The sequence below is a fragment of the Rhodobacter capsulatus genome (genome assembly GCF_052363185.1).
Taxonomy (GTDB): domain Bacteria; phylum Pseudomonadota; class Alphaproteobacteria; order Rhodobacterales; family Rhodobacteraceae; genus Rhodobacter; species Rhodobacter capsulatus_E.
Genome location: NZ_CP198955.1, coordinates 921,025 through 946,823 on the forward strand (window position 1 = coordinate 921,025; position 25,799 = coordinate 946,823).

Below are 25,799 nucleotides of genomic sequence, written 5' to 3' on the forward strand. Positions count from 1 at the left end.
GGGCCGAACACGAAGGAGACTCGGATGAACATCGCGATCACCGACGGGGTGAACCTGACCCCCTCTGCTTTCGAACTGGGGCTGGACCAATGGTCGAGCGGGAACGGCACGGCGGGATCGGCCAGCTATGCGGGGGCCTCCAATGCCGCGCTGGTGCCTGCGGATGCCGATTTCGGCGCCTGTCTGGAACTGGTGAAGACGCAAAGCACGCAAAAGCTGCGCTGGATGGGGCAGACGCCGATCCTTCCCGGTGTCTATCTGCGCATCACCGCCAGGGTGAAGGCGGTCTCGGGCAATTTCTGCGCGGTGCGGATCGCGGGCTATGCGATGAATGCCGCAAATGCCCATGTCGGCGGTCTGGTCGAGGAGGCCGCCCCGGTGACGCTGACCAGCTATGGCAAGGTGGTGACGGTGCAGGCGATCGTCGGTTCGGGCACGCGCGCGGGCGTTGACATGGCCTGGGGCACGGCGCCCGCCTATGGTCATTTCGGGCTGGATCTGACCGGGCAGACCGGCGGGGTGGTGCGGATCGAGGATATCGTCATCGAGGATATCACCGAGGCCTTCCTGCGCACCCTGATGGATGTGGTCGATGTGCGAGATTATGGCGCCAGGGGCGATGGCAGCACCGATGACCGCGCCGCCTTTCTGGCCGCCGATGCCGCCGCCGACGGGCGCACGATCATCGTGCCGGCGGGCAGCTATCGCATCGCCTCCTCGCTGGCGATCGACAGCCCGATCCGCTTCACCGGCACGCTGAGCATGCCCGCCGCGGCGCGGCTGGTGCTGCAGAAGAATTTCGACTTTCCGACCTATGCCCAGGCCTTTGGCGACGAGGAACTGGCGCTGAAGAAGGGGTTGCAGGCGCTTTTGTCCTATACCGACAGCAATGTCTTTGATCTGTGCGGGCGGCGCGTCGATCTGACGGCGCCGATTGACGTCAAGGCGGCGGTGCCCGACACGTCGAGCTGGGCGAACCGGCGGGTGCTGGCGAACGGGCAGATCTCGGTCAGTGCGGGCAGCGCCTGGAACAGCACCACGGTCAGCTCGACCGCGACCTATGCCACGGGGCAGGCCTATATCCTGAGCAATGTGTCGAATATCGCCAATATCCCGGTTGGCGCGCGGGTGAGCGGGGCGGGCGTCGGCCGCGAGGTCTATGTGCAGGCGGTCGATCCCGGCGCCGCCAAGCTGACGCTGTCGCAGCCGCTTTACGGCGGCTCGGGCACGCGCAGCTACAGCTTCACCCGCTACAAATATGCGCTGGATTTTTCGGGGATGGATTATCTGTCCCGGTTCACCATCGACAATGTCGAATTCCTGCTGGGCGGGGTGGCCAGCGGCATCCTGCTGCCGCGCGAGGGCGACACGTTCGGGCTGCGCGATTGCTGGATGGTGAAGCCGAAGGACCGCGCCATCACCTCGATCGGGCGGGGGTGCCAGAACCTTTACATCGACCGCTGCGATTTCCTGTCGAACGAGCTGGATGTGAATGTCGAGGACCGGACTTCGGTCTGTGTCAATGTCAATGCGAATGACACGAAGATCCGGGATTCGCGCTTCGTGCGCTTTGGCACGACGATGGTTCTGGACGGCACCGGCCATGTGATCGTGGGCAACCACTGGTTTCAGGGCGACGGGCAGGTGAACGGGCCGCGGGTGCCGGGGCTGGTGTTCTGCAGCCCCAATGTGCAATCGACGGTGACCGGCAATTACATCGACAACAACTTCATCGAATGGACGAACGAATATGCGCCCGACCCCGATCTGGGGGTGCAATATTCCTTTGGCGGCCTGACGATGACCGGCAACACCTGCATCATGGATGACGTGGCGGCCTGGGTGACCTGGCTCTCTATCAAGCCCTATGGCAGCGGCCATTACATTCAGGGGCTGACGGTGTCGAACAACGTCTTCAAGTCGCTCAATGGCAATATCAACCGGATCGAAAAGGTGGATACGAGCTTTGCCGATCTCGATTATGCGCGCATGCGCAACATCGTGTTCGAGAACAATATCTTCAACGCCGTCAACCAGATGACGGTGAACCCGGTGACGGTGCAGGTCAGCCAGTCGAGCGCGCAGACGGTCTGGACGGCGGATGCCGCGGCCTATCTGCCCTTTGGCGGCTGGGCGCGGAATGTCGAAAGTCTGGTCGCGGTGGGGGCGATCACCAATGGCGCGGGCAATCGGGTCAATGCCATGCCCTATGTCACGACCGAGCAGGGCGCCTCGAAGACGCTCGTCACGCTGACCTGGCCCGAGGCCGCCAAGGGCAAGGTCAATCTGCGGATCCGCATGGATAACCCCAACTGAGACGGGCCGAACTGAGACGGCCGAACTGAGATGGGCGGGCGGCGGGGGCTTGCGGGCCCCCGCGCTTTGTCAGCTCAGATCGTCGGGGCCGAAGCGGAAGGCGCGGCCGAACCCGCCGTTCAGCAAACCGCTGCGCAGCGAAAACCCCACGAAGAAGAAATCCGGCAGGTCGATGTAAAGCTGTGCCTTGGGGTGATCGGTCTGCCAGCGCGCCTGCAGCGCCTCGGTCCGGGGCAGGGGGCTGGCCGTGGCCAGAAGCGTGAGCCGCGGATGGGCGAGCGGATCGCCCTTTGCCCCGGGCTCGCCGACCAGCAGCGACACCCGCGGATCGGCCCGCAGCGCGCGGGAATGCGCCGAAAGCCCGGAAACGAGCGTGCAAAGCCCGCCCTCGGGCCGGGCGCCAAGGGCGATGCGGCTGACGGCGGGAAAGCCGGTTTCGGGGTCGATCACGCCCAGCGCGGCAAATCGGGCCGTCGCCATCAGATTGTGCGCCAGCTGGCGGGCCTCGGCGTCGGCGGGTTGCACGGGATCTTTCGGTGTTTCGGACATCGGCTCTCCGAATGGTGAGGGCATCGGGCTTGACAGCGACCATGGCGGCGCTGTTTGCTGCCCCCACATCCATAACGAAGAAGCTGTCATGCGCAACGAAAGCCTGCCTGCAAAGGTCGGGGCAGAGCCCCTTTTGCCGATGTCCGTCACCGCCTTTGCCGAGGGCTACGATCTGGCGCGGCTGCGCGCCGATCTTTTGGCCGGGCTGACGGTGGCGATCGTGGCGCTGCCGCTGTCGATGGCGATTGCCATCGCCTCGGGGGTGGGGCCGGAGCGGGGCCTTTTCACCGCGATCATCGGCGGCTTCCTGATCTCGGCGCTGGGCGGATCGCGGTTCCAGATCGGCGGTCCGGCCGGGGCCTTCATCGTGCTGGTGATGGCCTGTGTGACGGCGACCGGGGTTGCGGGGCTGGTGCTGGCGACGTTCCTCTCGGGGGTGATGCTGGCGCTTCTGGGCCTGTTGCGGCTGGGCTCGACGATCCGTTACATGCCCTATCCGGTCACGGTGGGCTTTACCTCGGGCATCGGGGTGATCATTTTTGCAAGCCAGATCAAGGATATGGCCGGGCTGACGCTGACGGGGGGCGAACCCGGGCCGATCTTGGAAAAACTCTCCGCGCTTTGGGCCGCGCGCGACACGATCAGCCCGACTGCGGTGGGGGTTGCGCTTGCCACCGTCGCGCTGATCGAGGCGCTCAAGCGTTTTGCCCCCCGCCTGCCCAGCCTGCTTCTGGGCATCGCCACGATCACGCTGGCCGCGACGCTGTTGCATCTGCCGGTTGAAACGATCCAGTCGCGCTTTGGCGGCCTGCCGCGGCTTCTGCCTGCCCCGGCCCTGCCCGAGATCTCGCTCGAGGCGGTGCGGGCGGCGCTGCCCTGGGCCTTCAGCTTCACCCTGCTGGGCGCGATCGAGTCGCTTTTGTCGGCGATGGTCGCCGATGGCATGTCGGGCACGCAGCACCGGTCGAACATCGAACTGGTGGCGCAGGGCGTGGCGAACATGGGCGCGGCGCTCTTTGGCGGCTTTTGCGTCACCGGCACCATCGCGCGCACCGCAACGAATGTCCGCGCCGGGGCGAGCGGCCCCGCGGCGGGGATGTTTCATGCGCTCTTCATCCTGGGCTTCATGATCCTGGCCGCGCCGCTCGCGGGCTACATTCCGCTGGCCGCCTTGGCCGGGCTGCTGGGGATCGTCGCCTGGAACATGATCGAACGGCACGAGATGGCGGCGCTGATCCGCTCGTCCAAGGGCGATGCGCTGGTGCTGATCGTGACCTTCGTCGTCGTGGTTTTCCGCGATCTGGCCGAGGGGATCGTGATCGGCTTCGCGCTGGGCGGGCTGGTCTTCATCCGCCACATGTCCGAGATGACCGCGCTGGACGAAGGGGCAACCCATGCCCGCAGCGCCGGGCCCGCGCGGCGCGATGTCGTCACCTATCATCTGCGCGGCGCGGTGTTCTTTGGCGCGGTGGCGCGGCTGGGCTCGGTGCTGGACCGGATCGCCAGCCATCCGCGGGCGGTCCTGCTCGATGTCTCCGAGGTCGGCTTCGTCGACAGCACCGGGGCGCGGATGATCGGGCAGATGGCGCAGAAACTGGGGCGCCGGGGCGAGCGGCTGATGGTGCTGGGCGCCACCCCCGCGATCGAGGCGGCGATGCGGGCGCAGGGCCTCGTTGAACCGCTGCTGTGCTACTGCCCCGATACCGAGGCGGCGCTGGCGAAACTTGACGCTGCGTGAGCTGCGATTCGGGCCGCGCGCCGGTCCCTGGTGCCGCAAGGTCCATTGCGGCGGATCGTCGCTGCGGATTTCTGCCGATCCGCCCGGTTTTCCCGCGCGCCGTCGCCTGGCTTTTCCGGCCACGAACAGGACGGGAAATGCACGGAATTTACAGAAATGCACGGCTGATCTGTGAACGAATTTACAAAATCACCCAGTCGGAATGGACAATTACATTAGGTGTGACAATCCCTTTACAATATCCTAGGGGAATGATGCCTTGGGGCGATGACAGGTTTTCAAGGCCCGGAAAACCGTCAAAGAGGGAGGGACAGATGGGTAAGCAGGAACAGGTGGTCGCAGCCCCCGAGATGCGGGATGTTCCCGCGGGGTTTGAGACTGCGCATGCGAATGGCGCGAAATACCTTGAGATGTATCGGGAATCGATCGAGAACCCGGATGCGTTCTGGGGCCGCGAAGGCAAGCGGCTGGACTGGATCACGCCCTATACCAAGGTCAAGAACACCGATTTCACCTTCGGCAAGGTCTCGATCAAATGGTTCGAGGATGGCGTTTTGAACGCCTCGGTCAATTGCATCGACCGCCATCTGCGCGACCGCGCGCTGCAGACCGCGATCATCTTCGAGCCCGATGATCCGAAGGAGCCGGCCAAGCACATCACCTACAAGGAGCTCTCCGAGAAGGTGAACCGGATGGCGAACGTGCTGCTGTCGCAGGGCATCATGCGCGGCGACCGGGTCGTGATCTATCTGCCGATGATCCCGGAAGCGGCCTATGCGATGCTCGCCTGCGCCCGCATCGGCGCCATCCACTCCATTGTTTTCGCGGGCTTCTCGCCCGATGCGCTGGCGAACCGGATCAATGATTGCGGCGCCAAGCTCGTCATCACCGCCGATACCGCGCCGCGTGGCGGCCGCCGCACGCCGCTGAAGGCCAATACCGATGCCGCGCTTCTGCACTGCTCGGACAAGGTGCGCTGCCTTGTGGTCAAGCATACCGGCGATCAGATCAGCTGGGTGCATGGCCGCGATGTCGACCTTTTGTATCTCATGGAACACGTCAGCCCGGAATGCCCGCCGCGGCCGATGAATGCGGAAGATCCGCTCTTCATCCTTTACACCTCGGGCTCGACCGGCAAGCCGAAGGGGGTCGTGCACACGACCGGCGGCTACCTCGTCTATGCGGCGATGACGCATCAATACACCTTCGACTACAAGGACGGCGACGTCTTCTGGTGCACCGCCGACGTGGGCTGGGTGACCGGGCACAGCTACATCATCTACGGGCCCTTGGCGAATGGCGCGACGACGCTGATGTTCGAGGGCGTGCCGACCTGGCCCGATGCGGGCCGGTTCTGGGCCGTGTGCGAAAAGCACAAGGTGAACCAGTTCTACACCGCGCCGACGGCGATCCGCGCGCTGATGGGGCAGGGCCCGGAATGGGTTGAGAAATATGACCTTTCCAGCCTTCGGGTGCTCGGTTCGGTGGGCGAGCCGATCAACCCCGAGGCCTGGGTCTGGTACGACAAATATGTTGGAAAAGGGAAATGTCCGATCGTGGACACCTTCTGGCAGACCGAGACCGGCGGGCATATGATCACGCCGCTGCCGGGGGCGACGCCGACCAAGCCGGGCTCGGCGACGAACCCGTTCTTTGGCGTCAAGCCGGTGGTTCTGGACCCGCAGACGGCGGTGCGGATCGGCGAGGTCGAATGCGAAGGCGTGCTGTGCATTTCCGACAGCTGGCCGGGTCAGATGCGCACGGTCTGGGGCGATCACGACCGCTTCCAGGAGACCTATTTCGGCCAGTATCGCGGCTACTATTTCACCGGCGATGGCTGCCGGCGCGACAAGGACGGCTATTACTGGATCACCGGCCGGGTCGATGACGTGATCAACGTCTCGGGCCACCGGATGGGCACGGCCGAGGTGGAATCGGCGCTGGTGGCGCATCCGCAGGTGGCCGAGGCCGCGGTGGTGGGTTACCCGCATGACATCAAGGGCCAGGGCATCTACGCCTATGTGACCCTGATGAACGGGATCGAGCCTTCCGAGGATCTGCGCAAGGATCTGGTCAAATGGGTGCGCACCGAGATCGGCCCGATCGCCTCGCCCGATCTCATCCAATGGGCGCCGGGCCTGCCGAAGACGCGCTCGGGCAAGATCATGCGCCGCATCCTGCGCAAGATCGCCGAGAACGACTACGGCGCCTTGGGCGACATCTCCACCCTCGCCGATCCGGGCGTCGTGCAGGAACTCATCGACAACCGCATGAACAGGGCGTGAAACGAAGAAGGGGGGCTTTGCCCCCCCTCTTGCCTTCGGCAATTCACCCCCCAGGATATTTGTCCCAAGGTGAAACGACGCCTTTTCACCTTGGCGCAAATATCCCACGGGGGTGCGGGGGTGTGAAACCCCCGCTGCTACGGTTGGATTAAAGCCAGCGGTTGCGACCGGTGCCCACCGCTTCGGAAACCGACGCGAAACCGTCGCGCGCCAAAAGCGCATCCAGGCCGCGCGCGACCTCGGCCGCGAGGCCAATTCCCTTGTAGACCATCGCCGAGTAAAGCTGCACCGCCGAGGCCCCGGCGCGGATCTTTTCGTAAGCTTCCTCGGCCGAGGAGATCCCGCCGACGCCGATCAGCGGCAGTTTGCCATCCGTCAGCTTAGACAGCTGCGCCAGCACCCGCGTGGACTTTTCGAACAAGGGCGCGCCCGAAAGCCCGCCAGCCTGCCCGGAACTTGCACTTTTCAAACCTTCGCGCGAGAGCGTCGTGTTTGTCGCCACGATCCCGTCGATGCCCACCGCACGCGCGACCTCGGCCACATCCTCGAGTTCGGCGGGGCTCAGATCCGGGGCGATCTTCAGGAAAATCGGGATCGGCCGCGCCAGCCCCGCGCGCGCGTCAAGCACGCCGCGCAACAGCGCCGAAAGCGCCTCCTTGCCCTGCAGATCGCGCAGCTTTTCGGTATTGGGCGAGGAGACATTCACCGTGGCAAAGTCGATCTGCGCGCCCGTGCGTTTCAGCACCGTGGCGAAATCGGCGGCCCGGTCGGCGCTGTCCTTGTTCGCGCCAAGGTTCAGCCCGACCGGCACGCCCGCAGGCCGCGCCGCCAGACGGGCCGCGATCGGCTCCATCCCCTCGTTGTTGAAGCCGAAGCGGTTGATCACCGCGCGATCTTCGGCCAGCCGCCACAGCCGCGGTTTCGGATTGCCCTCCTGCGGGCGTGGCGTCGCGGCGCCCACCTCGAGAAAGCCGAAGCCCACCCGCATCAGCGCCGCCAAAGCGACCGCATTCTTGTCAAAGCCTGCCGCAAGCCCCACCGGATTGGGCAGATCGAGCCCGGCGATCCGCGTGGCGAGCCGCGCCCCGGTCACCGGACCGCAGCCGGGCACCAGACCCATCTGCAGCGCCTTCAGCGCCAGACCATGCGCGGTTTCCGGGTCAAGCCCGTGCAGGAGCCGCAGCCCCAGCCGTTCGGTGATGTTCATAACAGCGCCCCGGGGAAGATATGGCCGCACAGGCCCAGCGGCAATGCGGTGTCCCACACCACATCGGCCCGGCGCAAGCGGCGGTAAAGATGGGGGAAAAGTGCGCCACCGCGCGACACTTCCCATTTCAGATCGGCGCCCAGCGTCTCGACCGCCACCGCCACCAGCACCAGATCGCTTTCGGCGGCGAAATGCCTTGCGGCGGTCTCGACAACCTGCGCGGCGGTGGAAAAATGGATGTAGCCATCAGCCAGATCGACGGGCGCCCCCGCGGTCTCACCCGCGGCGCAAAGCGCATCCCATTCGGGGCGGCGGAAGATCTTGTAGATCAGCATGGCCCAGTCATGACCGCTGCCCGGAAAATGGTCAATCCCCGGCTGCGGGCTTTCGTCATCGGCGCGTCACGGCCAGGGCCGATGAAAAGGCAAATCGGGTTTTGACAGCACGGGTCCGCTCGCGCCAATCTGACCCCATTCCCCAACCGAGGAGGATCGAATGTCCGTCCGTCTGCTGCTTTCCACCGCCGCGCTGGCCCTGACCGCCGGCATGGCCCAGGCCGATTACACCTTGCACATCCTGCATACGAACGATCTGCACAGCCGCATCGAAGAGATCAACAAATACGACAGCACCTGTTCCGAAAAGGATGCGGCCGAGGCGAAGTGCTTTGGCGGCATCGCCCGTGTCGCGGCCAAGGTGGCGGCGCTGCGCACCGAACTGGCGGGGCAGAACGTGATCGTGCTGGATGCGGGCGACCAGTTTCAGGGCTCGCTTTTCTACACCACCTACAAGGGCGAGGACACGGCCGAGTTCATGACGATGATCGGCTATGACGCGATGGCGGTGGGCAACCATGAATTCGACGACGGCCCTGAGGGGCTGGCGGCTTTTGTTGCAAAAGTGAAATTTCCGCTGCTCTCGGGCAATCTGGATCTGAGCCGTTCGTTGCTAAAGGACAAGATCGCCGATACCGTCGTGCTGCAGGTCGGCGGCGAGAAGATCGGTCTGGTCTCGGCCCTGGCCACCGATACGGTCGAGACGGCCGCGCCGGGGCCGGATGTGATCTTTCAGGACGAGATCGAAAGCCTGAAGGCCGATGTCGCCGCGCTGACCGAACAGGGCGTGACGAAGATCATCGCGATCCCGCATACCGGTTTCGTCAAGGATCAAGAGATTGCCGCCGCCGTTCCGGGGCTGGATGCGGTGGTGGGCGGGCATTCGCACACGCTGTTTGGCAAGGACGGCGCCGCCTATCCGACGATGGTGGGCAATGTACCGGTCGTCTCGGCCTATGCCTATTCGAAATACCTGGGCCATCTGGTGCTGACCTTCGACGAGGCGGGCAATCTGAAATCGGCCACGGGGGAGCCCATTTTGCTCGATGCCTCGGTCACGCCCGATGCGGCGGTGGCGGCGCGGGTGGCGGAGCTGGCCAAGCCCTTGCAGGAAATCCGCGACAAGGTCGTGGCCGAGACCGCGGGCGAGATCGACGGATCGCGCGACAGCTGTCGGCAGCGTGAATGCGCCATGGGCAATCTGGTGGCTGAGGCGATGCTCGACCGGGTCAAGGATCAGGGGATCGCGATTGCCATCGCGAATGGCGGGGGCTTGCGCGCTTCGATCGACGCCGGGCCGGTGACGATGGGCGAGGTGCTGACGGTGCTGCCGTTCCAGAACACGCTCTCCACCTTCGAGGCGAAGGGCACGACGATTCTGGCGGCGCTGGAAAACGGTGTCAGCGCGGTCGAGGAGGGCGAGGGCCGGTTTCCGCAGGTGGCGGGGCTGAAATACACCTTCGATCCGGCCAAGCCCGCCGGGTCGCGGGTGAGCGAGGTGCAGGTGGCGACCTCGGTCGGTTGGGCGCCGCTGGACCCGGCCGCAACCTATGGCGTGGTGACGAACAATTTCCTGCGCGGCGGCGGTGACGGCTACAAGATGTTCGCCGCCGAGGGGATGAATGCCTATGATTTCGGCCCCGATCTGGCCGATGTGACGGCGGAGTATCTGACCGCGCAGGCGCCCTATGCGGCGGTTCTGGATGGTCGCATCACCCGGAAGTAGCGGATTTGCCATGATTGCACGGCGGGGGGATCCGCCCCCCGCTTTTCACTTGCGCGTGATCGGGCGTTGCGCAACCCTGCGGCCGGAGGTGGCCATGAAGCGATCCGAGGTCAACAGCATCTTGCGGCACTCCGCGGCTTTCATCCGCTCTTTCGGCTATATCTTGCCCCCCTTCGCCCAGTGGTCCCCGCGCGAGATGCAGGCCCGGCGCGATCAGATCGAGGGCATCGTCTCGGCCCGTCTGGGCTGGGACATCACCGATTACGGGCAGGGCGATTTCGCCCGGCTGGGCCTCTTTCTGTTCACCACCCGCAATGGCCGGGCGACGGATCTCGCCCGGGGTGGCGGCATGTGCTATGCCGAGAAGATCATGATTTCGCGGGAAAATCAGCTTTCCCCGATGCATCGCCACATCGTCAAGGCGGAAGATATCATCAATCGCGGCGGAGCCACGCTGGCGATCGAAATGTTCAGTTCGGATGCGTCGGGGGCGCTTGATCCCGCCGCGCCCGTCATCGTCGCCTCAGACGGGGTGACGACATGCCTGCCTGCGGGCGGTATCCTGCGGCTTGCGCCCGGGGAAAGCGTGACCCTGATGCCGGGCAACTGGCACGCCTTTTGGGGCGAGGGGGGAGATGTATTGATCGGCGAGGTTTCCACGGTCAACGATGACCGCACCGACAACATCTTCCGCGATCCGATCGGTCGTTTCGCGGATATCGAAGAGGACGAGGACCCGCTGCATCTGCTGGTCTCGGATTATGACACGTGGCTTGCCTGACCCCAGCTGACCTGTTGCACAGACTTTTCGAAACGGCCGTGGCGGCGGCGGAGCCGATGCAGGTTCTGCCGCAGATGCTGGGCCCGCGTCCGCCCGGACGGGTGGTGGTGGTCGGCGCGGGCAAGGCCTCGGCGCGGATGGCCGAGGCGGTCGAGCGCCTCTGGGGCCCCTGCGAAGGGCTGGTGATCACCCGGTATGGCCATGCGCGGCCCTGTCAAGGTGTTGAAATTGTTGAGGCAGCCCATCCCGTGCCCGATGCGGCCGGGGTGGCGGCGACGCGGCGGATGCTGGATCTGCTGCGTGGGCTTGGGCCCGAAGATCTTGTGCTGGCGCTGATCTCGGGCGGGGGCTCGGCCTTGCTTTGCGCCCCGGCCGAGGGGCTTGATCTGGCCGACAAGCAGGCGGTGACCGCGGCGCTGCTCGCCTCGGGGGCGCCGATCGAGCAGATCAACACGGTGCGCAAGCATCTGAGCGCGGCCAAGGGCGGGCAATTGGCGGCGGCGGCCTTTCCGGCGCAGATGCGGGCGCTGCTGATCTCCGACGTGGCGGGGGATGACCCGGGTTTCATCGCCTCGGGGCCGACGGTGGGGGATGCCAGCACCCCGGCCGAGGCGCTGAAAATCCTGCAAGATCAGGGCATCGCGCTGTCCGGGAAGGTGCTGGCGCGGCTGCGTGCGGGGTCGGGCGTTCTGGAACCGGGGGCGCCCGCGCTGGCGCGCTGCGAGACCGTCATCGTCGCCGCCCCCGCGCAATCCCTGCAGGCGGCGGCGGCTTTGGCCCGCGCCGAGGGCTGCGCGGTGCGGGTTCTGGGCGACGCGCTGACCGGCGAGGCGGCGGAACTTGGGGCGTCTCTGGCGCGGATGGCCCTGACCTATGCCAGCGCCCGCCGTCCGGGCGAGACGCCGCTGGTTCTGCTCTCAGGTGGGGAATGTACTGTTTCGCTGCCGGAAAACCCCGGTCTGGGCGGGCCGAATGTTGAATTTCTGCTCTCGGCGCTCTGCACGCTCGATGGTGCGCCGGGGATCTGGGCGCTCGCTGCCGACACCGATGGCATTGATGGCATGGCCGAGGTGGCTGGCGCGCTGATCGGCCCCGAAAGCCTTGCGCAGGCGCGGGCCCTCGGGCTTGACCCGGCGGCGGCGCTGGCCGGGCATGATGCGCATCGCTTCTTTGCGGCGCTTGGAACCCAGGTGAAGCCCGGACCGACGCTGACCAATGTCAACGATTTCCGGGCTTTCCTGATCCTTTAGCGGCCAAGCACGCCGCGCAGCCGGGCGTGGCGGTTGACGTCCTTGTAAAGCAGATAGCGGAACGGTCCCGGCCCCGCCGCATAGCAGGCTTGCGGGCAATAGGCGCGCAGCCACATGAAATCGCCCGCCTCGACCTCGACCCAGTCCCGGTTCAGCTTGTAAACGGCTTTGCCTTCAAGGACATAAAGCCCGTGTTCCATCACATGCGTCTCCTCGAAAGGGATCAGCCCGCCGGGCTGGAAGGTGACGATGTTGACATGCATGTCATGGCGCAGATCGGTCGGATCGACGAAACGCGTGGTGGCCCAGCGGCCCTGGGTTTCGGGCATCGCCACCGGCTTGATCTCGCGCTCATTCGTCACGAAGGCGGCGGGTTTTTCCAGCCCCGGCGCCGGCTCCCACAGTTTACGGATCCAGTGGAAACGCAAGGGATCGTCGGCGCCGTTCTTCACCGCCCAGTTGCACCCCGCGGGAATGTAAGCATAACCGCCCGCCGCCAATTCGTGTTCCTGCCCGTCGAGCGACAGCCACATCGCGCCTTCGGTGACGAAAAGCACATGTTCGGCGCCCGGCTCGGCATCGGGCCTGTCAGAGCCGCCATCGGCGCCGACCTCCATCACATATTGGCTGAAGGTTTCGGAAAAGCCGCTCATCGGCCGGGCGATCAGCCACATCCGGGTGTTGGTCCAGCCCGGAAGGAAGCTGGTCACGATGTCCGAAAAGCAGCCCTTCGGGATCACCGCATAGGCTTCGGTGAAAATCGCGCGCCCGGTCATCAGCGCGCTTTGCGGCGGCAGGCCGCCGGTGGGGGTGTAATAGCCGGTCATGGCAGCAGGTCCTTCAGTCGGTGCCAGGCGATGCGTTCGACCTGACGGCAAGCCTCGGCGAATTCGGTGGCGCGGTCATGGGCGATCCGGCGGCGGAAGGCCGCAAGGATCGCCGGTTTCGTGTGGTCCTTCACCGCGATGATGAAGGGAAAGCCGAATTTTTCGGTGTAATCGTGGTTCAACTCCTCGAAGGCGACCCGTTCGGCATCGGTGAGCGCATCAAGCCCGGCCGAGGCCTGTTCGGCCGTGCTTTCCGCCGTCAGCCGCCGGGCGCGGGCCAGCTTGCCGGCCAGATCGGGATGGGCCTTGAGCACGCGCAGCCGCTGGCTGTCAGAGGCGGAGCGGAACACCCGCGCCAAGGCGCTGGCGATGCCTTCGGCGCAGTCATGCGCCGGGCCAAGCTCCAGCGCATGCGCCTTTTCGGCGATCCAGGGGCTGTGTTCGTAGATCGACCCGAAGGCGGCGACGAAGGCACCTTGGGTCATTTCGCTTGGCCGATCAAAGTCTTGCGGCGGATGCGTCGCGGCCCAATGCGCGGCGATCTGGCTGCGGGTGGCAAACCAGACGCCCTCATGGCGGCGGGCGTGATCAAGGAAGCGCTTCAGCCCGGCGATCTTGCCCGGCCGTCCGATCAACCGGCAATGCAGGCCGATCGAGAGCATTTTCGCCGCCCCGGCCTCGCCCTCGGCGTAAAGCGTGTCGAAGCTGTCCTTCAGATAGGTGAAGAACTGCTCGCCCTCGATATAGCCCGGCGCGGTGGCAAAGCGCATGTCATTGGCCTCGAGCGTATAGGGGAGGATCAGCTGATCGCGGTTGCCGACGCGCCGCCAATAGGGCAGGTCGTCATCGTAAGTGTCTGAAATCCAGTCAAAACCGCCGTCTTCCGCGGCCAGCCGCAGGGTGTTGGCCGAACAGCGCCCAGTATACCAGCCGCGCGGCCGTTCGCCCACGACTTCGGCATGCAGCCGGATCGCCTCGGCGATCTGGCGGCGTTCCTCCTCTTCGGGCATGTCGCGGTGGTCGACCCATTTCAGTCCGTGGCTGGCGATATCCCAGCCCGCCGCCTTCATCGCCGCGACCTGTTCGGGGCTGCGGGCGAGCGCGGTGGCGACGCCATAGATCGTGATCGGCAGGCCCATGCCGGTGAAAAGCCGGTGCAGCCGCCAGAATCCGGCGCGGGCGCCGTAGTCATAGAGCGATTCCATGTTCCAGTGCCGCTGGCCGGGCCATGGCTGGGCCCCGGCAATGTCGCTCAAAAAGGCTTCCGAGGCGGCATCGCCATGCAGGATGCAGTTTTCGCCGCCCTCTTCGTAGTTCAGCACCAGCGAAATCGCGATCCGTGCGCCCCCGGGCCAGCGCGCATCGGGCGGAGAACCGCCATAGCCGCGCATGTCTCTGGGATATCGGGTCATCTTCGCCTCCGGTCCGGCCGATGGGTGTTGCACGGACAAGAGTTTCAGGTTTTTTTCGAAAAGGAAATCATCCGTTTCGGCGCCGTAGGCGCGATCGGCGGGGCAGCAGGGGGATGCGATGGCGGGATATCTGACGACACATGTGCTTGATACGGCGCGCGGCTGCCCGGCGGCGGGACTCGAGATTGCGCTGCACGCGCTGGACAGCGAGCCGCCCCGTCTGATCGCCCGGGTTCTGACCAATGCCGAGGGCCGCACCGATGCGCCGATCCTGGCGGCCGCCGATTTCGCTCCGGGCCGGTACGAGCTGGTCTTTCACGTCGGCGCCTATCTGCGGCGCACGGGACAGGCGGGAACAGAGCCGCTGTTTCTGGACGAGATTCCGATCCGCTTCGGGATCAATGACGCAGGGGCACATTATCATGTGCCCCTGCTGCTGTCGCCTTTCGGCTATTCGACCTACCGCGGCAGTTGAGCGGCTCAGAAGTCTTCCCAGTTGTCTTCGGCGGGCGCCGCCTTGACTGCGAGATTCGAGGCCCGGGCGCTGCTGCGCGGCGCGGGGGGGGGCGTGCGGACCGGCGCGGCGGCCACCGGCGGTTCCGCCGCGGGCGGCGCCACCGGGGCGGGGCTCGCCGGGCGGCTGGAGCGGAAGCTGCTTGCCGGGGCCGGGGCCGAAACGGCGGCCGGAACCGGGGCGGTGCTGCCCTGCGTGCCGAGGCTGAAGCGGCTCATCGTCGCGTTCAGCCCGTCCGCCTCGCGGGCGAGCGACTGGCTCGCCGCCGAGGTTTCCTCGAACATCGCGGCATTGTGCTGGGTGACCTGATCCAGCTGCAGGATCGCGGTGTTCACCTCGCTCAGGCCCGCCGATTGTTCGGTGGTCGAGGCGGTGATGTCGGACATGAAGGTGACGATCTCGGCCACGGAACTCTGGATGCCGTCGAGCGCGCTGCCCGCCTGTCCGACGAGTTCCACCCCGCGTTTCACCTGGCTGGCCGAATCCGAGATCAGACCGGCAATCTCGCGCGCCGCTTCCGAGGAGCGTTGCGCGAGCGCCCGGACTTCCGAGGCGACGACGGCAAAGCCGCGACCGGCTTCGCCCGCCCGCGCGGCCTCGACCCCGGCGTTCAGAGCCAGAAGGTTGGTCTGGAACGAGATTTCCTCGATCACCGAGGTGATGCGGGAGATCTTGTTCGAGCTTTCGGAAATCTCGCCCATCGCCTGCACGGCTTCGCGCACGACCTGACCGCTGGATTCGGTGTTGCGCCGCGCCAGCGCCACCATGTCATTCGCCTTCAAGGTGCGGTCGGCGGCCGATTTGACCGAAGCGGTCAGCTGGTTCAGCGCCGCGGCGGTTTCTTCGAGCGTGGCCGCCTGCTGTTCGGTCCGGCGCGACAGATCTTCGGCCGCACGCGAGATGCCGCCCGATTCGGTGCGGATCAGGCTTGAATTCTCGAGCACCAGCACCATCGCGTCGCGCAGTCTCGCCGTCGCCTCGTTGTAGTCGATGCGCAGCGTCTCGTAGTCGCCCGGGAAGGGGTCGCGGATCGTTTTCGTCAGATTGCCTTCGGCCAGATGGCGCAGCGCATCGCGCAGTTGCTCCACCACCTGGCGCTGCTCGGTCGCGGCGCGTTCGCGTTCGACCCGGGCCCGGGTCTCGCGGGCCTCGATTTCCGACATGTCCGTGCCGATGGCGACGACACGCCGGATGGCGCCCTTGCGGTCACGCACCGGTGTCATCGCCCCGTTGAGCAGCAGATCCTGCCCGTCGAGCGAGACAAGCATCTGCCCGATCACGCTTTCGCCGCGCTGAATGACCTCGAAGGCCATCTCTCCGGTTGCCGCAACCCGCACCAGCCGCGAGAAATCCATGCCGATCAGCTGCGACTCGTCGCGTTGCGAAATCACGCACATCGCCACATTCGCCGCGCTCATGCGGCCGTCCGGGGTGAATTCCACCCGCAGCTGGGTCGCGTCGATCGCCTCGGTGATCGCGTTGTTGCGCCGCGCTTCGGTGACGTCATCCCATTCCGCGACATGGCCGATCTTGGCCCCCGCCGCCGTCAGAACCGGGTTCACGTCGACCACCAGCGTGCCGGAGGACAGGTCCTGCTCGATCCGGAAGGAGGTCCGCGCCCCGGCGTCCATCTCGCTGGCGACCTGGGTGCCGTCCTCGACGATGCGGTCGGCGCGATAGCCGATCATGTTTTCGGGGTCGAAATCCGGGTTGCGCGCCCGGATCGCCGCGGCGTGACGGCGCATCAGCGCCACCATCGCCTCGTTCACCCAGGTGATTTCATGCTCGGTATTGGTCAGCATGATCGCGGTCGAGGCCGAGGCCAGCGCCGTGCCGCGCATCAGCGCGACACGATTGGTCGCTTCGGCCTGTTCCAGCGACTGCCGGAAGGCTTCGAGCGATTGCGCGATATGGCCGACTTCGTCCTTCTTGCCGGTGTAGGGCACATCGGTGCCCAGTGCCCCGCCCGCGATCGCCGACATGGCGGTGTTGATCCGCGCCAGCCGGACGGAAATCATCGCGCGGAACGCGAGCGAGGTGCCCAGCATCGCCAGGACCAGCAGCGCGCCGGCGATCATCAGGGAGTTTCGTGTTTCGGCGGCGATCGCGGCATGGGTCGCCGTATCCGACCAATGCGACACGAAGACGCCCAGAATCGCATCGCCCGTGGGGCTGCGCACCGGATGGGCCACCGTCAGCCCGTCTTCGGAAATCATCTCCTCGCCTTTTGCAAGGCTTTCTGCGGCAAGGGCTTTGATCGGCTCGATCTGTACCCCGGGTTGGGCATGGGTCGCGATCACATCGCCCTTCGGGCCGATCGCGATGGCCGCGTCCGCGGGGTTCGTGGGTTCGTCGACCAGATCGCGGAAGATCTTTTCCAGCTGCACCCGGTCCGAAAACCGCATCGGACCCACAAGTTGCTTGGCGACGATGTCGCTGGAGCCATGCGCCTGATCCTGAAGCTGTTTCATGGCGATCTCGGTGGTCGAGCGCACCGTCAGCACGGTCATCGCCGCCACCAGGATCGACGATGCAAGCGTCACCAGCAGCGCCGCCCGGAAGAAACTCGAATGGAAGAATTTGACGGAGGCAGTCGTCTTCGCGCTCATCTGGGCACCTGACTTACTGGATCATTTCGGCATTGAGGCCCAGGGTCATCGACCCGATGGGCGCACCGGTGGCGGGATCTGTGACGGTGAAGGAGGCCTGCACCTGATAGCCCTGGGCGGATTCGTCGAATTCGACCGCGCTCACATGCACAGCGTCGGCGCCCTTGGAGAAAGTTTCCTGAAACTTCGGCTCGTCCCCCTGCCAGAAGTCCGAGGTGACCCCGGATTGCGCGACATTGAGGCCGCGGTTGTCGGTGACGAAAGCTTCCAGCACCTTGCCGCCGCTGGCTTCGATCTTCGCCTTGAGCGCCTGCGACACCGGAGAGGCCAGCACCGGGTCGATGGTCGGGCGGGTGGCCGAGTCGACCTCGGCCTTCCAGGCGGTATCGAGCGAGTCGATCTGCGGTTGCGTCAACGGTGCATGGGCGTCGTTCGCCGCGATGACGGCCGCGATCAGGGCCGGATCGGCGGCCCAGGCACGCAGGTCAGTCGCAACAAGTTCAGTGACTTGCGCCGAAAAATCCTGGGCATATGCCGGAAAGGCCGAAAGCGCGAGGGCAAGGGTTGCGGCGCGAAGTTTCATCGTCAGGCTCCAGTTGCGGGACATGTTCCCCGTGAACATTTGCCGCACAAGCTACCGCGGAACTCTTTCCGCCCGATTAATCCCCAAGAATCGTTCCAACTTCTCTCTTTTCCGTCGCTGCCCTTGCAGGGGGACCCGCGCGACACTAAGACTTGGGTAAGAGACGCGCGCTAAGGCTTGGCGGACATCACGAGGAAAGGCAGCGAATGAAAGACCCGGTCGACCTTTACATGAACACGCTGGTGCCGATGGTGGTCGAGCAGACCTCGCGCGGCGAGCGGGCCTATGACATCTATTCGCGCCTGCTCAAGGAACGGATCATCTTTCTGGCCGGGCCGTTCCACGACGGCATGTCGAGCCTGATCTGCGCGCAGCTGCTGTTCCTTGAGGCCGAGAATCCCTCGAAGGAAATTTCCATGTATATCAACAGCCCCGGTGGTGTCGTCACCTCGGGCCTCGCGATCTACGACACCATGCAATACATCCGCCCGAAGGTCTCGACGCTGGTGATCGGGCAGGCCGCATCGATGGGGTCGGTCATCGCCTGCGCGGGCGAAAAGGGCATGCGCTTCTCGCTGCCGAATTCGCGCATCATGGTGCACCAGCCCTCGGGCGGCTATCAGGGCCAGGCGACGGATATCATGATCCACGCCCGCGAGACCGAAAAGATCCGCCAGCGGCTTTACGAAATCTATGTCCGCCACACCGGCCGCACGATCGAGGAGGTGGCCGAGGCGCTGGAGCGCGACCGCTTCATGTCGCCCGAAGAGGCGCTGGAATGGGGCCATCTCGACGAGATTCTTTCGGCGCGGCCGAGCCTCGACGGCGGAAAATGACACCGCGATGACCGTTCTTAACCGGAGCGGGGAATTTGCGATTGAGAAGAACGTGGTGCTGTCCTAGACTTCGGTCCAGGACAGCCCCCAAAGGCCCGGGTCGGGCCATTCGAGGATGACGATGGCGAACAATTCCGGCTCCGACAGCAAGAACACCCTTTACTGTTCGTTCTGCGGCAAGAGCCAGCACGAGGTGCGCAAGCTGATCGCGGGGCCGACCGTGTTCATCTGTGATGAATGCGTCGAACTGTGCATGGACATCATCCGCGAGGAGACCAAGACCACGGGTCTGAAAGCCACGGATGGCGTGCCGACGCCGCGCGACATCTGCAAGGTGCTGGATGATTACGTGATCGGTCAGATGCATGCGAAACGCGTGCTCTCGGTCGCGGTGCACAACCATTACAAGCGTCTGAACCACGGCTCGAAACAAGATGTGGAGCTGGCGAAGTCGAACATCCTGCTGATCGGCCCGACCGGCTGCGGCAAGACGCTGCTCGCCCAGACGCTGGCGCGGATTCTGGACGTGCCCTTCACCATGGCCGATGCGACGACGCTGACCGAGGCCGGTTACGTCGGCGAGGATGTGGAAAACATCATCCTGAAGCTCTTGCAGGCCAGCGAATACAACGTCGAACGGGCGCAGCGCGGCATCGTCTATATCGACGAGGTCGACAAGATCACCCGCAAGTCGGACAATCCCTCGATCACCCGCGACGTCTCGGGCGAGGGGGTGCAGCAGGCGCTTTTGAAGATCATGGAAGGCACCGTGGCCTCGGTGCCGCCGCAGGGCGGGCGCAAGCATCCGCAGCAGGAATTCCTGCAGGTGGACACGACGAACATCCTGTTCATCTGTGGTGGCGCTTTCGCGGGGCTCGACCGAATCATCGCGCAGCGCGGCAAGGGCTCGGCGATCGGCTTTGGCGCCGATGTGAAAGACCCGGAATCGCGGGGCGCGGGCGAGCTGTTCAAGGAGCTTGAGCCGGAAGATCTGCTGAAATTCGGTCTGATCCCGGAATTCGTCGGCCGCCTGCCGGTGATCGCGACGCTGGAAGATCTGGACGAGGCGGCGCTGGTTACGATCCTGACCGAGCCGAAGAACGCCTTGGTCAAGCAGTACCAGCGGCTTTTCGAGATCGAGGGCGTGAAGCTGACCTTCACCCCCGATGCGATGAAGGCAATTGCCGCCCGCGCGATCAAGCGCAAGACCGGCGCGCGCGGCCTGCGCTCGATCATGGAGGACATCCTGCTCGACACGATGTTCGAACTGCCGGGCATGGAGGGCGTGCGCGAGGTGGTGGTGAACGACGAGGCCGTGGAAATGGCCAATGGCGCCAAGCCCTTGCTGATCTATGCCGAGAGTTCCGGCAAGAAGGAACCGAAGAGCGCCGGCTGAGCCGCGGTCTGGGAATGTGCAAGGGCGGGGAAACCCGCCCTTTGTGCTGGGCGGGTCCGCAAAACACTGGACCTTCACGGCCCTGCCGCTATAACGGGGCCAAAGATGCGGAGGTGAGATATGAAATTCCTGCTGCGCCTGCTGACGTGGTGGAACAGCCAGACCCTTGGCACCCAGATTTTCACCGCGCGTCACGGGGTGAAGGTCGGCGAGGATGCCGAGGGCAATTGCTATTATCAAAGCAAGGATGGCAAGCGCCGCTGGGTGATCTACAACGGCGAAGTGCAGGCGAGCCGCATCCCGCCCGATTGGCACGGCTGGATCCATTTCACCTGGAACGAGCCGCCGACCAAGGCGCCCCTGGATCACAAGCCCTGGGAATTGCCGCACCAGCCCAATCAGACCGGTCTGGCCACGGCCTTCGTGCCGCCGGGATCGCTGCGCCGCGCCGATCCCGTGGCCCGCACCGATTACGAGGCCTGGCAGCCGGAGTGATCCGGCCCAGATCCTGTCCCACCGCGCAACCGGCTGGAAACCATGAGTGAAAATCGTCTCGAAGTGCTGACCGGAGCGGCCGTTCTGGCGGTGGCGGTCGGATTTTTCGTCTGGGCGGGGCAGGGGCACAGCTTCGGCACCGCCAGCAGCGGTTATCCGCTGAAGGCCTCGTTCCGCTCGGTCGAGGGGATCTCGGTCGGCACCGATGTGCGGATGGCCGGGGTCAAGGTCGGCACGATCACCGATATCGCCTTGAACCCGCAGACCTTTTTCGCCGATACTACGGTGGCGATGAAATCGGGCATCGACATTCCCGACGACAGTCAGATCCTGATCGCGACCGAGGGGCTGCTGGGCGGCGCCTTCGTCGAGATCCTGCCCGGCGGCAGCCCGATCAATCTGGGCCCGGGCGAGGAAATCGTCGACACCCAGGGCGCGGTTTCGGCGCTGGGGCTGATGATGAAATTCGCCGGTGCCAAGGACGGCGACAAATCCTCTGACGGGTCTGCGCCATGATTCGTGCGGCGCTGGTCGCGGTTTTGCTGTCGGCCGGGGCCGCCGCGGCGCAGGGCGCCCCGGAGGGGTTGGCCGAGGCCCCGGGGGCCTTTCTGCGCGGGCTCGACAAGATTGCCGGGGCCGCCACGGATCTGACGCTGTCGGTCGGCGAAAGCCTTGCCTATGGCTCGCTGTCCGTGCGTCTGGTCGATTGCCGCTATCCCGCCGATGATCCGGCCTCGAACGCCTATGCCTTTCTGGAAATCACCGACACCGCGATCGGCCGCGAGGTGTTTCGCGGCTGGATGATCGCGCAGAACCCGGCGCTTTCGGCGCTGGATCATCAGCGCTACGATGTCTGGGTCCTGCGCTGCAAGATCGACTGAGCCGTGGCGGCCGGCGGGGCGGTGAAATCGGCCACCTGCCCCAGCGCCACCCGCAGCCGCTTGCGATAGTCGAGCCGGGGGATCTCGACCCCGCCCAGACTTTGCAGATGCGGCGTCAGATATTGCGTGTCAAACAGGCTGAAGCCGCCGCGGATCAGCCGGTCGACCGTATAGGCCATCGCCACTTTCGAAGCATCGGGCGCGCGCGAGAACATGCTTTCGCCAAAGAAAGCCCCCCCCAGCGTCACCCCGAAGATGCCCCCCACCAGCCGATCGCCCTGCCAGACCTCGACCGCATGGGCCGCGCCCAGATCATGCAGCGCGTCGTAAAGGCGGAACAGCGCCGCGTTGATCCAGGTCTCGGGCCGGTCGGCGCAGCCCTCGACCACGGCGCGAAAGGCGGTGTTTGTTCGAATTGTGAAAGTCTCGCGGCGGATGACCCGGGCAAGTGACCGCGACATGTGGAAATTCTGCAAGGGGATCACCCCGCGCAACCGCGGTTCGAACCAGTGCAGTTCGGTCGCGTCGCGGGCGGCGGCCATCGGGAAAATGCCTTGTGCATAGGCCGAAAGCAGTAATTCCGGACTAAGCCCTGCCGTCATTGTTGCCAACCATCACCCCGATCCCTAGACTTGCCCGAGTTTGACACGAAAGCGCGGCAATGCCATGGGATTTTTCGATTTTTTGCGCTCTGTCGCGCGCTATGAGAGCGATGATTACGCGATCGGGCGGCTCAATCAACGCCATCGCAAGCTGATCGCGCCGATTGCCGCCGATCTGGCCGGGGCGCGGGTGCTGGATCTGGCGGCGCATGACGGGCGCTGGTCCTATGCCTTCGCCGCGGCGGGGGCGGCCGAGGTGGTGGGGATCGAGGGCCGACAGCATCTGATCGACCGCTTCGCCGAGTTCCCGCAAGACGAAGCCGCCGCCCGGGTCACCCTGCGCTGCGGCGACATTTTCGAGGGGATGGAAGCCGATCTGGCCGCGGGGGCACGCTATGAGGTGATCGGCGTGCTCGGCATCTTTTACCACATCATGGATCATTTCCGGCTGCTGCAGCTGGTCACCCGGTTCCAGCCGCGGCTGGTGCTGCTCGACAGCGAGTTTTCGCAGCGGCCGGGGCAGGTGATCGACCTGGTGCGCGAGGACCCGAGCAAGGATCTGAACGCGCTGGCGCAGGTGGCGGGGCAGGAAAAGGCGCTGATCGGCATTCCGAGCCTTGGCGCGCTGGAAGCGATGGCGGATGTGCTGGGCTACAGGACCGACTGGGTGGATTGGTCCGATGTGCGACCGAACAAGCGGCGTTTCGTGGCCGATTACTACCGCCCCAAGGGCAAACGCCGCGCCACCTGCGTGCTGCGGCCGAAGATATGAAAACGCCCCCTTGCGGGGGCGTTTCGGTCAGCCGTAGGTTTTGGCCAGCCATTTCTCGAGCCAGTGGATCGAGTAATCGCCCTTCAGGATGTCCGGGTCTTCCAGCAATTGCCGGAACAGCGGGATCGTGGTGTCGACGCCATCGACGATCAACTCGCCAAGCGCCCGGTTCAGCCGCGCCAGCGCCTCGTTGCGGTCGCGCCCATGCACGATCAGCTTGCCGATCAGGCTGTCGTAATAGGGCGGGATCTTGTAGCCGTCATAAAGCGCCGAATCGATCCGCACCCCCAGCCCGCCGGGGGCGTGGTATTGCGTGATCTTGCCGGGGCAGGGGGCGAAGTTCGGCAGCCGTTCGGCATTGATCCGCACCTCGATCGCATGGCCGCGGATCTGCAGCTCTTCCTGGGTGAAGTCCATCGGCAGACCGGCCGCGACGCGGATCTGTTCGCGGACCAGATCGACGCCGAAGATGCCCTCGGTCACCGGATGTTCCACCTGCAGGCGGGTGTTCATCTCGATGAAGTAGAATTCGCCGTCTTCATAGAGGAATTCGATCGTGCCGGCGCCGGAATAGCCCAACTCGCCCATCGCCTTGGCGCAGATGCCGCCGATGCGGGCGCGCTGTTCGGGGGTGATGCAGGGGCCGGGGGCCTCCTCAAACACCTTCTGGTGGCGGCGCTGCAGCGAACAATCCCGCTCGCCCAGATGCACGGCGCGGCCGCGGCCGTCGCCGAAGATCTGCACCTCGATGTGACGCGGCCTTTGGAGATATTTCTCCATATAGACCTCGTCATTGCCGAAGGCGGCCTTGGCTTCGCTGCGCGCGGTACGGAAGGCGATCTCGAGTTCCGCTTCCGATTGCGCGACTTTCATGCCGCGCCCGCCACCGCCTGCGGTGGCCTTGATGATGACGGGATAGCCCATCTCGGCCGCGGCCTTTTTCGCCGCCTCGAAATCGGGCACGCCGCCGTCCGAGCCCGGAACCACCGGAATGCCCAGCTTTTTCGCCGTGTCCTTGGCGGTGATCTTGTCGCCCATGATGCGGATATGCTCCGCCTTCGGGCCGATGAAGGTGATGCCGTGATCTTCGAGCACCTGCACGAAGGTGGCGTTTTCCGACAGGAAGCCATAGCCCGGGTGGATCGCCTGCGCGCCGGTGATTTCACAGGCGGCGACGATTGCGGGAATGGACAAGTAGCTTTCCGAAGACGGGTTCGGCCCGATGCAGACGCTTTCATCGGCCATGCGCACATGCATGGCGTCGGCGTCGGCGGTGGAATGCACCGCCACCGAGGCGATCCCCATCTCGCGGCAGGCACGGATCACGCGCAGCGCGATCTCGCCCCGGTTGGCGATCAGGATCTTGTCGAACATTGCGACCTCACTCGACGATCATCAGGGGCGCGCCGTATTCGACCGGCGAGCCGTCGTCGACGAGGATGCGCTTCACCGTGCCCGATTTCGGCGCCGGAATGTGGTTCATCGTCTTCATGGCTTCGACGATCAGAAGCGTCTGGCCTTCCTTGACCGCATCGCCGACCTTGACGAAGGCCGAGGCGCCCGGCTCGGGGGCGAGATAGGCGGTGCCGACCATCGGCGAGGTCACCGCGCCCGGATGGTTGGCCGGATCGGCATCGGCCAGGGCGGCGGCGGGCGCGGCGGCAGCGGCCGGGGCGGGCGCGGCGGCGGCCAGTGCCGGGGCGGCATAGACCGGGGCGGGGGCGGCGATCAAGGTCGCCTGTTTCACCACGCGCACTTCAAGACTGTCGTCTTCGCCATATTCCCGCACGACCGCGATTTCGGTCAGGTCGTTCTTGTTCAGCAACTCCGCCAGCGCCTGAATGAAGGCGACGTCGTTTTCATGCGATTGTTTGGTCATGCGGTCCTCGAAAGACTCTTCAGGGGCCCCCGGGCTTGGACGGGGCGCGTTCATGTGCCCCGCTTATACGCGAGCCGCGCGGGCGAGGAAAGCGTGAACGGATGACGCAGGGGGAAACGCCCTGCCGCCGTCGCGGGCAAGAAATTCTGCAATGAAAACGGGGCCGCAAGCCGCGCCATCGCCGACACGACCGCAAAGGATCGGCAGCGAGGCAGCGGTGCGGCCAAGTTTCTTCGTCCCGCCCCGCGCGGGGCGGGGCATGCGGGGCGCGCAGCGCGGTCTGGACCCGGCCGCGCTCAGCGCACGACGTCAAGACTCGGTTCGGCTGTGTCCGAGGTGGCCTGCCAGTCGGGGGCGGGCTGAGGTGTCGGCTGCGGCGCGCGGCCTCGGCCGTCGCCTGTGCCTGCGGCTCAGCCGTGACGGCCGGGTCGGCGGGCGGTTGCGCAGGCTCTTCGGGGCCAGCGGCCGTGCCGGTGTCAGGGCGCGTCGCCGCCGTCTCGGCCTCCTGCGGCGGCACGGCCATCAGCGCGGCGGCCTTGGCCTCGAGCGGCGTGACGTCGAAGGTCGGCGGCGGCCCGGTGGGCGCATCCGGATCGGGCGCCGCCTGCGCCCGGCTTTGCGCCAGAACCGCGGTTTCCACCGCCAGATCCCGGTCGCGGGCCTGCAGCTGCGTCACCCGTTCGTTCTGCGTCTGCGACCCGACTTCGGCGCCAAGCCCCGAATTCGTGTTCGCCGACGTCGATGCCGGTTCGACAGTCGTCGCCGGCGCTTTCTTTGGTGGCACCATGCTCAGCAAAGGTGACCAT

23 protein-coding genes are annotated in these 25,799 nt (G+C 65.4%); 13 read left to right on the forward strand and 10 right to left on the reverse strand.

The genetic code is table 11. The annotated features are described in order from the left end of the window. Positions 1-24: 24 nt before the first annotated feature. Entirely contained in the window at positions 25-2,316 is a 2,292-nt protein-coding gene (locus ACTTAG_RS04740; RefSeq protein ID WP_444464399.1) for a glycosyl hydrolase family 28-related protein, read from the forward strand. 69 nt (positions 2,317-2,385) lie between these two features. On the opposite strand, the gene ACTTAG_RS04745 is transcribed toward ACTTAG_RS04740, so the two are convergent. Beyond that, complete coding sequence (locus tag ACTTAG_RS04745) at positions 2,386-2,865, reverse strand: HugZ family pyridoxamine 5'-phosphate oxidase (protein WP_444464400.1); 480 nt, start codon at positions 2,863-2,865, stop codon at positions 2,386-2,388. A gap of 88 nt (positions 2,866-2,953) precedes the next feature. Here ACTTAG_RS04745 and ACTTAG_RS04750 point away from each other — a divergent pair, with 88 nt between their 5' ends. Together ACTTAG_RS04750 and acs are read left to right on the forward strand one after the other, a co-directional pair. Continuing rightward, the gene (locus ACTTAG_RS04750; protein ID WP_444464401.1) at positions 2,954-4,603 is read left to right on the forward strand and encodes a SulP family inorganic anion transporter; all 1,650 of its coding nucleotides are present in this window, start codon (positions 2,954-2,956) and stop codon (positions 4,601-4,603) included. A 350-nt stretch (positions 4,604-4,953) separates the two neighbouring features. After that, positions 4,954-6,888, forward strand: coding sequence for an acetate--CoA ligase (gene acs, locus ACTTAG_RS04755; RefSeq protein WP_444465199.1), 1,935 nt, complete (start codon positions 4,954-4,956; stop codon positions 6,886-6,888). A 148-nt stretch (positions 6,889-7,036) separates the two neighbouring features. On the opposite strand, the gene ACTTAG_RS04760 is transcribed toward acs, so the two are convergent. Both ACTTAG_RS04760 and ACTTAG_RS04765 read right to left on the reverse strand, forming a co-directional pair. Beyond that, positions 7,037-8,095, reverse strand: coding sequence for a quinone-dependent dihydroorotate dehydrogenase (locus tag ACTTAG_RS04760; protein WP_444464402.1), 1,059 nt, complete (start codon positions 8,093-8,095; stop codon positions 7,037-7,039). Continuing rightward, complete coding sequence (locus ACTTAG_RS04765) at positions 8,092-8,430, reverse strand: DUF952 domain-containing protein (protein ID WP_444464403.1); 339 nt, start codon at positions 8,428-8,430, stop codon at positions 8,092-8,094. Before ACTTAG_RS04765 ends, ACTTAG_RS04760 begins: the two co-directional genes overlap by 4 nt. Positions 8,431-8,590: 160 nt before the next feature. Here ACTTAG_RS04765 and ACTTAG_RS04770 point away from each other — a divergent pair, with 160 nt between their 5' ends. The 3 genes from ACTTAG_RS04770 to ACTTAG_RS04780 all read left to right on the forward strand — a co-directional run bounded on the left by ACTTAG_RS04770 (position 8,591) and on the right by ACTTAG_RS04780 (position 12,187). Then, positions 8,591-10,156 (forward strand): bifunctional metallophosphatase/5'-nucleotidase, encoded by a 1,566-nt coding sequence (locus ACTTAG_RS04770; RefSeq protein ID WP_444464404.1) that lies wholly within the window; start codon positions 8,591-8,593, stop codon positions 10,154-10,156. Between the two features lie 94 nt (positions 10,157-10,250). Further along, positions 10,251-10,937 (forward strand): D-lyxose/D-mannose family sugar isomerase, encoded by a 687-nt coding sequence (locus ACTTAG_RS04775; RefSeq protein ID WP_444464405.1) that lies wholly within the window; start codon positions 10,251-10,253, stop codon positions 10,935-10,937. Continuing rightward, the gene (locus tag ACTTAG_RS04780; RefSeq protein WP_444464406.1) at positions 10,925-12,187 is read left to right on the forward strand and encodes a glycerate kinase type-2 family protein; all 1,263 of its coding nucleotides are present in this window, start codon (positions 10,925-10,927) and stop codon (positions 12,185-12,187) included. The genes ACTTAG_RS04775 and ACTTAG_RS04780 overlap by 13 nt, the downstream gene beginning before the upstream one ends. On the opposite strand, the gene ACTTAG_RS04785 is transcribed toward ACTTAG_RS04780, so the two are convergent. Both ACTTAG_RS04785 and puuE read right to left on the reverse strand, forming a co-directional pair. Next, a complete protein-coding gene (locus ACTTAG_RS04785; protein WP_444464407.1) occupies positions 12,184-13,014 on the reverse strand; it encodes a bifunctional allantoicase/(S)-ureidoglycine aminohydrolase in 831 nt (276 codons plus the stop codon). The genes ACTTAG_RS04780 and ACTTAG_RS04785 overlap by 4 nt on opposite strands. Next, entirely contained in the window at positions 13,011-14,426 is a 1,416-nt protein-coding gene (gene puuE / locus ACTTAG_RS04790; RefSeq protein ID WP_444464408.1) for an allantoinase PuuE, read from the reverse strand. Before puuE ends, ACTTAG_RS04785 begins: the two co-directional genes overlap by 4 nt. Positions 14,427-14,544: 118 nt before the next feature. Between puuE and uraH the strand changes: the two genes are divergently transcribed. Beyond that, on the forward strand, positions 14,545-14,901 hold the full coding sequence (gene uraH / locus ACTTAG_RS04795; RefSeq protein WP_444464409.1) for a hydroxyisourate hydrolase: 357 nt from the start codon (positions 14,545-14,547) through the stop codon (positions 14,899-14,901). A 5-nt stretch (positions 14,902-14,906) separates the two neighbouring features. Here uraH and ACTTAG_RS04800 read toward each other — a convergent pair whose 3' ends face one another. Both ACTTAG_RS04800 and ACTTAG_RS04805 read right to left on the reverse strand, forming a co-directional pair. Next, positions 14,907-17,549, reverse strand: coding sequence for a methyl-accepting chemotaxis protein (locus ACTTAG_RS04800; protein WP_444464410.1), 2,643 nt, complete (start codon positions 17,547-17,549; stop codon positions 14,907-14,909). Between the two features lie 13 nt (positions 17,550-17,562). Further along, positions 17,563-18,156, reverse strand: a complete 594-nt coding sequence (locus ACTTAG_RS04805) for a hypothetical protein (protein WP_444464411.1) — start codon at positions 18,154-18,156, stop codon at positions 17,563-17,565. Between the two features lie 182 nt (positions 18,157-18,338). On the opposite strand from ACTTAG_RS04805, the gene ACTTAG_RS04810 reads away from it, so the two are divergent. From ACTTAG_RS04810 to ACTTAG_RS04830, 5 genes are all read left to right on the forward strand, one after another. Beyond that, positions 18,339-18,968 (forward strand): ATP-dependent Clp protease proteolytic subunit, encoded by a 630-nt coding sequence (locus ACTTAG_RS04810; RefSeq protein WP_444464412.1) that lies wholly within the window; start codon positions 18,339-18,341, stop codon positions 18,966-18,968. A gap of 121 nt (positions 18,969-19,089) precedes the next feature. Continuing rightward, a complete protein-coding gene (gene clpX / locus ACTTAG_RS04815) occupies positions 19,090-20,364 on the forward strand; it encodes an ATP-dependent Clp protease ATP-binding subunit ClpX (protein ID WP_444464413.1) in 1,275 nt (424 codons plus the stop codon). Positions 20,365-20,484: 120 nt separating this feature from the next. Continuing rightward, positions 20,485-20,859 (forward strand): NADH:ubiquinone oxidoreductase subunit NDUFA12, encoded by a 375-nt coding sequence (locus ACTTAG_RS04820; protein WP_444464414.1) that lies wholly within the window; start codon positions 20,485-20,487, stop codon positions 20,857-20,859. Positions 20,860-20,901: 42 nt separating this feature from the next. Continuing rightward, positions 20,902-21,375 carry an outer membrane lipid asymmetry maintenance protein MlaD gene (gene mlaD, locus ACTTAG_RS04825; protein ID WP_444464415.1) on the forward strand — a complete coding sequence of 158 codons (474 nt, stop codon included), beginning with the start codon at positions 20,902-20,904 and terminating at the stop codon, positions 21,373-21,375. Further along, positions 21,372-21,740, forward strand: coding sequence for a DUF2155 domain-containing protein (locus ACTTAG_RS04830; RefSeq protein WP_444464416.1), 369 nt, complete (start codon positions 21,372-21,374; stop codon positions 21,738-21,740). Before mlaD ends, ACTTAG_RS04830 begins: the two co-directional genes overlap by 4 nt. On the opposite strand, the gene aat is transcribed toward ACTTAG_RS04830, so the two are convergent. Further along, positions 21,704-22,342 carry a leucyl/phenylalanyl-tRNA--protein transferase gene (gene aat / locus ACTTAG_RS04835; RefSeq protein WP_444464417.1) on the reverse strand — a complete coding sequence of 213 codons (639 nt, stop codon included), beginning with the start codon at positions 22,340-22,342 and terminating at the stop codon, positions 21,704-21,706. The genes ACTTAG_RS04830 and aat overlap by 37 nt on opposite strands. 64 nt (positions 22,343-22,406) lie before the next feature. Between aat and ACTTAG_RS04840 the strand changes: the two genes are divergently transcribed. After that, positions 22,407-23,114 carry a hypothetical protein gene (locus ACTTAG_RS04840; RefSeq protein WP_444464418.1) on the forward strand — a complete coding sequence of 236 codons (708 nt, stop codon included), beginning with the start codon at positions 22,407-22,409 and terminating at the stop codon, positions 23,112-23,114. Positions 23,115-23,141: 27 nt separating this feature from the next. Here the strand turns inward: ACTTAG_RS04840 and accC are convergent, their stop codons facing one another. Together accC and accB are read right to left on the reverse strand one after the other, a co-directional pair. Beyond that, complete coding sequence (gene accC / locus ACTTAG_RS04845; RefSeq protein WP_444464419.1) at positions 23,142-24,488, reverse strand: acetyl-CoA carboxylase biotin carboxylase subunit; 1,347 nt, start codon at positions 24,486-24,488, stop codon at positions 23,142-23,144. A 7-nt stretch (positions 24,489-24,495) separates the two neighbouring features. Next, positions 24,496-24,993, reverse strand: coding sequence for an acetyl-CoA carboxylase biotin carboxyl carrier protein (gene accB / locus ACTTAG_RS04850; RefSeq protein ID WP_444464420.1), 498 nt, complete (start codon positions 24,991-24,993; stop codon positions 24,496-24,498). Positions 24,994-25,799: the final 806 nt, after the last annotated feature.

Bases quoted from the DNA above. Each gene is read 5' to 3' on its own strand.
- ACTTAG_RS04740 (WP_444464399.1), top strand. From the start codon at position 25: ATGAACATCGCGATCACCGACGGGGTGAACCTGACCCCCTCTGCTTTC.
- ACTTAG_RS04745 (WP_444464400.1), bottom strand. From the start codon at position 2,865: ATGTCCGAAACACCGAAAGATCCCGTGCAACCCGCCGACGCCGAGGCC.
- ACTTAG_RS04750 (WP_444464401.1), top strand. From the start codon at position 2,954: ATGCGCAACGAAAGCCTGCCTGCAAAGGTCGGGGCAGAGCCCCTTTTG.
- acs (WP_444465199.1), top strand. From the start codon at position 4,954: ATGCGGGATGTTCCCGCGGGGTTTGAGACTGCGCATGCGAATGGCGCG.
- ACTTAG_RS04760 (WP_444464402.1), bottom strand. From the start codon at position 8,095: ATGAACATCACCGAACGGCTGGGGCTGCGGCTCCTGCACGGGCTTGAC.
- ACTTAG_RS04765 (WP_444464403.1), bottom strand. From the start codon at position 8,430: ATGCTGATCTACAAGATCTTCCGCCGCCCCGAATGGGATGCGCTTTGC.
- ACTTAG_RS04770 (WP_444464404.1), top strand. From the start codon at position 8,591: ATGTCCGTCCGTCTGCTGCTTTCCACCGCCGCGCTGGCCCTGACCGCC.
- ACTTAG_RS04775 (WP_444464405.1), top strand. From the start codon at position 10,251: ATGAAGCGATCCGAGGTCAACAGCATCTTGCGGCACTCCGCGGCTTTC.
- ACTTAG_RS04785 (WP_444464407.1), bottom strand. From the start codon at position 13,014: ATGACCGGCTATTACACCCCCACCGGCGGCCTGCCGCCGCAAAGCGCG.
- puuE (WP_444464408.1), bottom strand. From the start codon at position 14,426: ATGACCCGATATCCCAGAGACATGCGCGGCTATGGCGGTTCTCCGCCC.
- uraH (WP_444464409.1), top strand. From the start codon at position 14,545: ATGGCGGGATATCTGACGACACATGTGCTTGATACGGCGCGCGGCTGC.
- ACTTAG_RS04800 (WP_444464410.1), bottom strand. From the start codon at position 17,549: ATGAGCGCGAAGACGACTGCCTCCGTCAAATTCTTCCATTCGAGTTTC.
- ACTTAG_RS04805 (WP_444464411.1), bottom strand. From the start codon at position 18,156: ATGTCCCGCAACTGGAGCCTGACGATGAAACTTCGCGCCGCAACCCTT.
- ACTTAG_RS04810 (WP_444464412.1), top strand. From the start codon at position 18,339: ATGAAAGACCCGGTCGACCTTTACATGAACACGCTGGTGCCGATGGTG.
- clpX (WP_444464413.1), top strand. From the start codon at position 19,090: ATGGCGAACAATTCCGGCTCCGACAGCAAGAACACCCTTTACTGTTCG.
- ACTTAG_RS04820 (WP_444464414.1), top strand. From the start codon at position 20,485: ATGAAATTCCTGCTGCGCCTGCTGACGTGGTGGAACAGCCAGACCCTT.
- mlaD (WP_444464415.1), top strand. From the start codon at position 20,902: ATGAGTGAAAATCGTCTCGAAGTGCTGACCGGAGCGGCCGTTCTGGCG.
- ACTTAG_RS04830 (WP_444464416.1), top strand. From the start codon at position 21,372: ATGATTCGTGCGGCGCTGGTCGCGGTTTTGCTGTCGGCCGGGGCCGCC.
- aat (WP_444464417.1), bottom strand. From the start codon at position 22,342: ATGACGGCAGGGCTTAGTCCGGAATTACTGCTTTCGGCCTATGCACAA.
- ACTTAG_RS04840 (WP_444464418.1), top strand. From the start codon at position 22,407: ATGGGATTTTTCGATTTTTTGCGCTCTGTCGCGCGCTATGAGAGCGAT.
- accC (WP_444464419.1), bottom strand. From the start codon at position 24,488: ATGTTCGACAAGATCCTGATCGCCAACCGGGGCGAGATCGCGCTGCGC.
- accB (WP_444464420.1), bottom strand. From the start codon at position 24,993: ATGACCAAACAATCGCATGAAAACGACGTCGCCTTCATTCAGGCGCTG.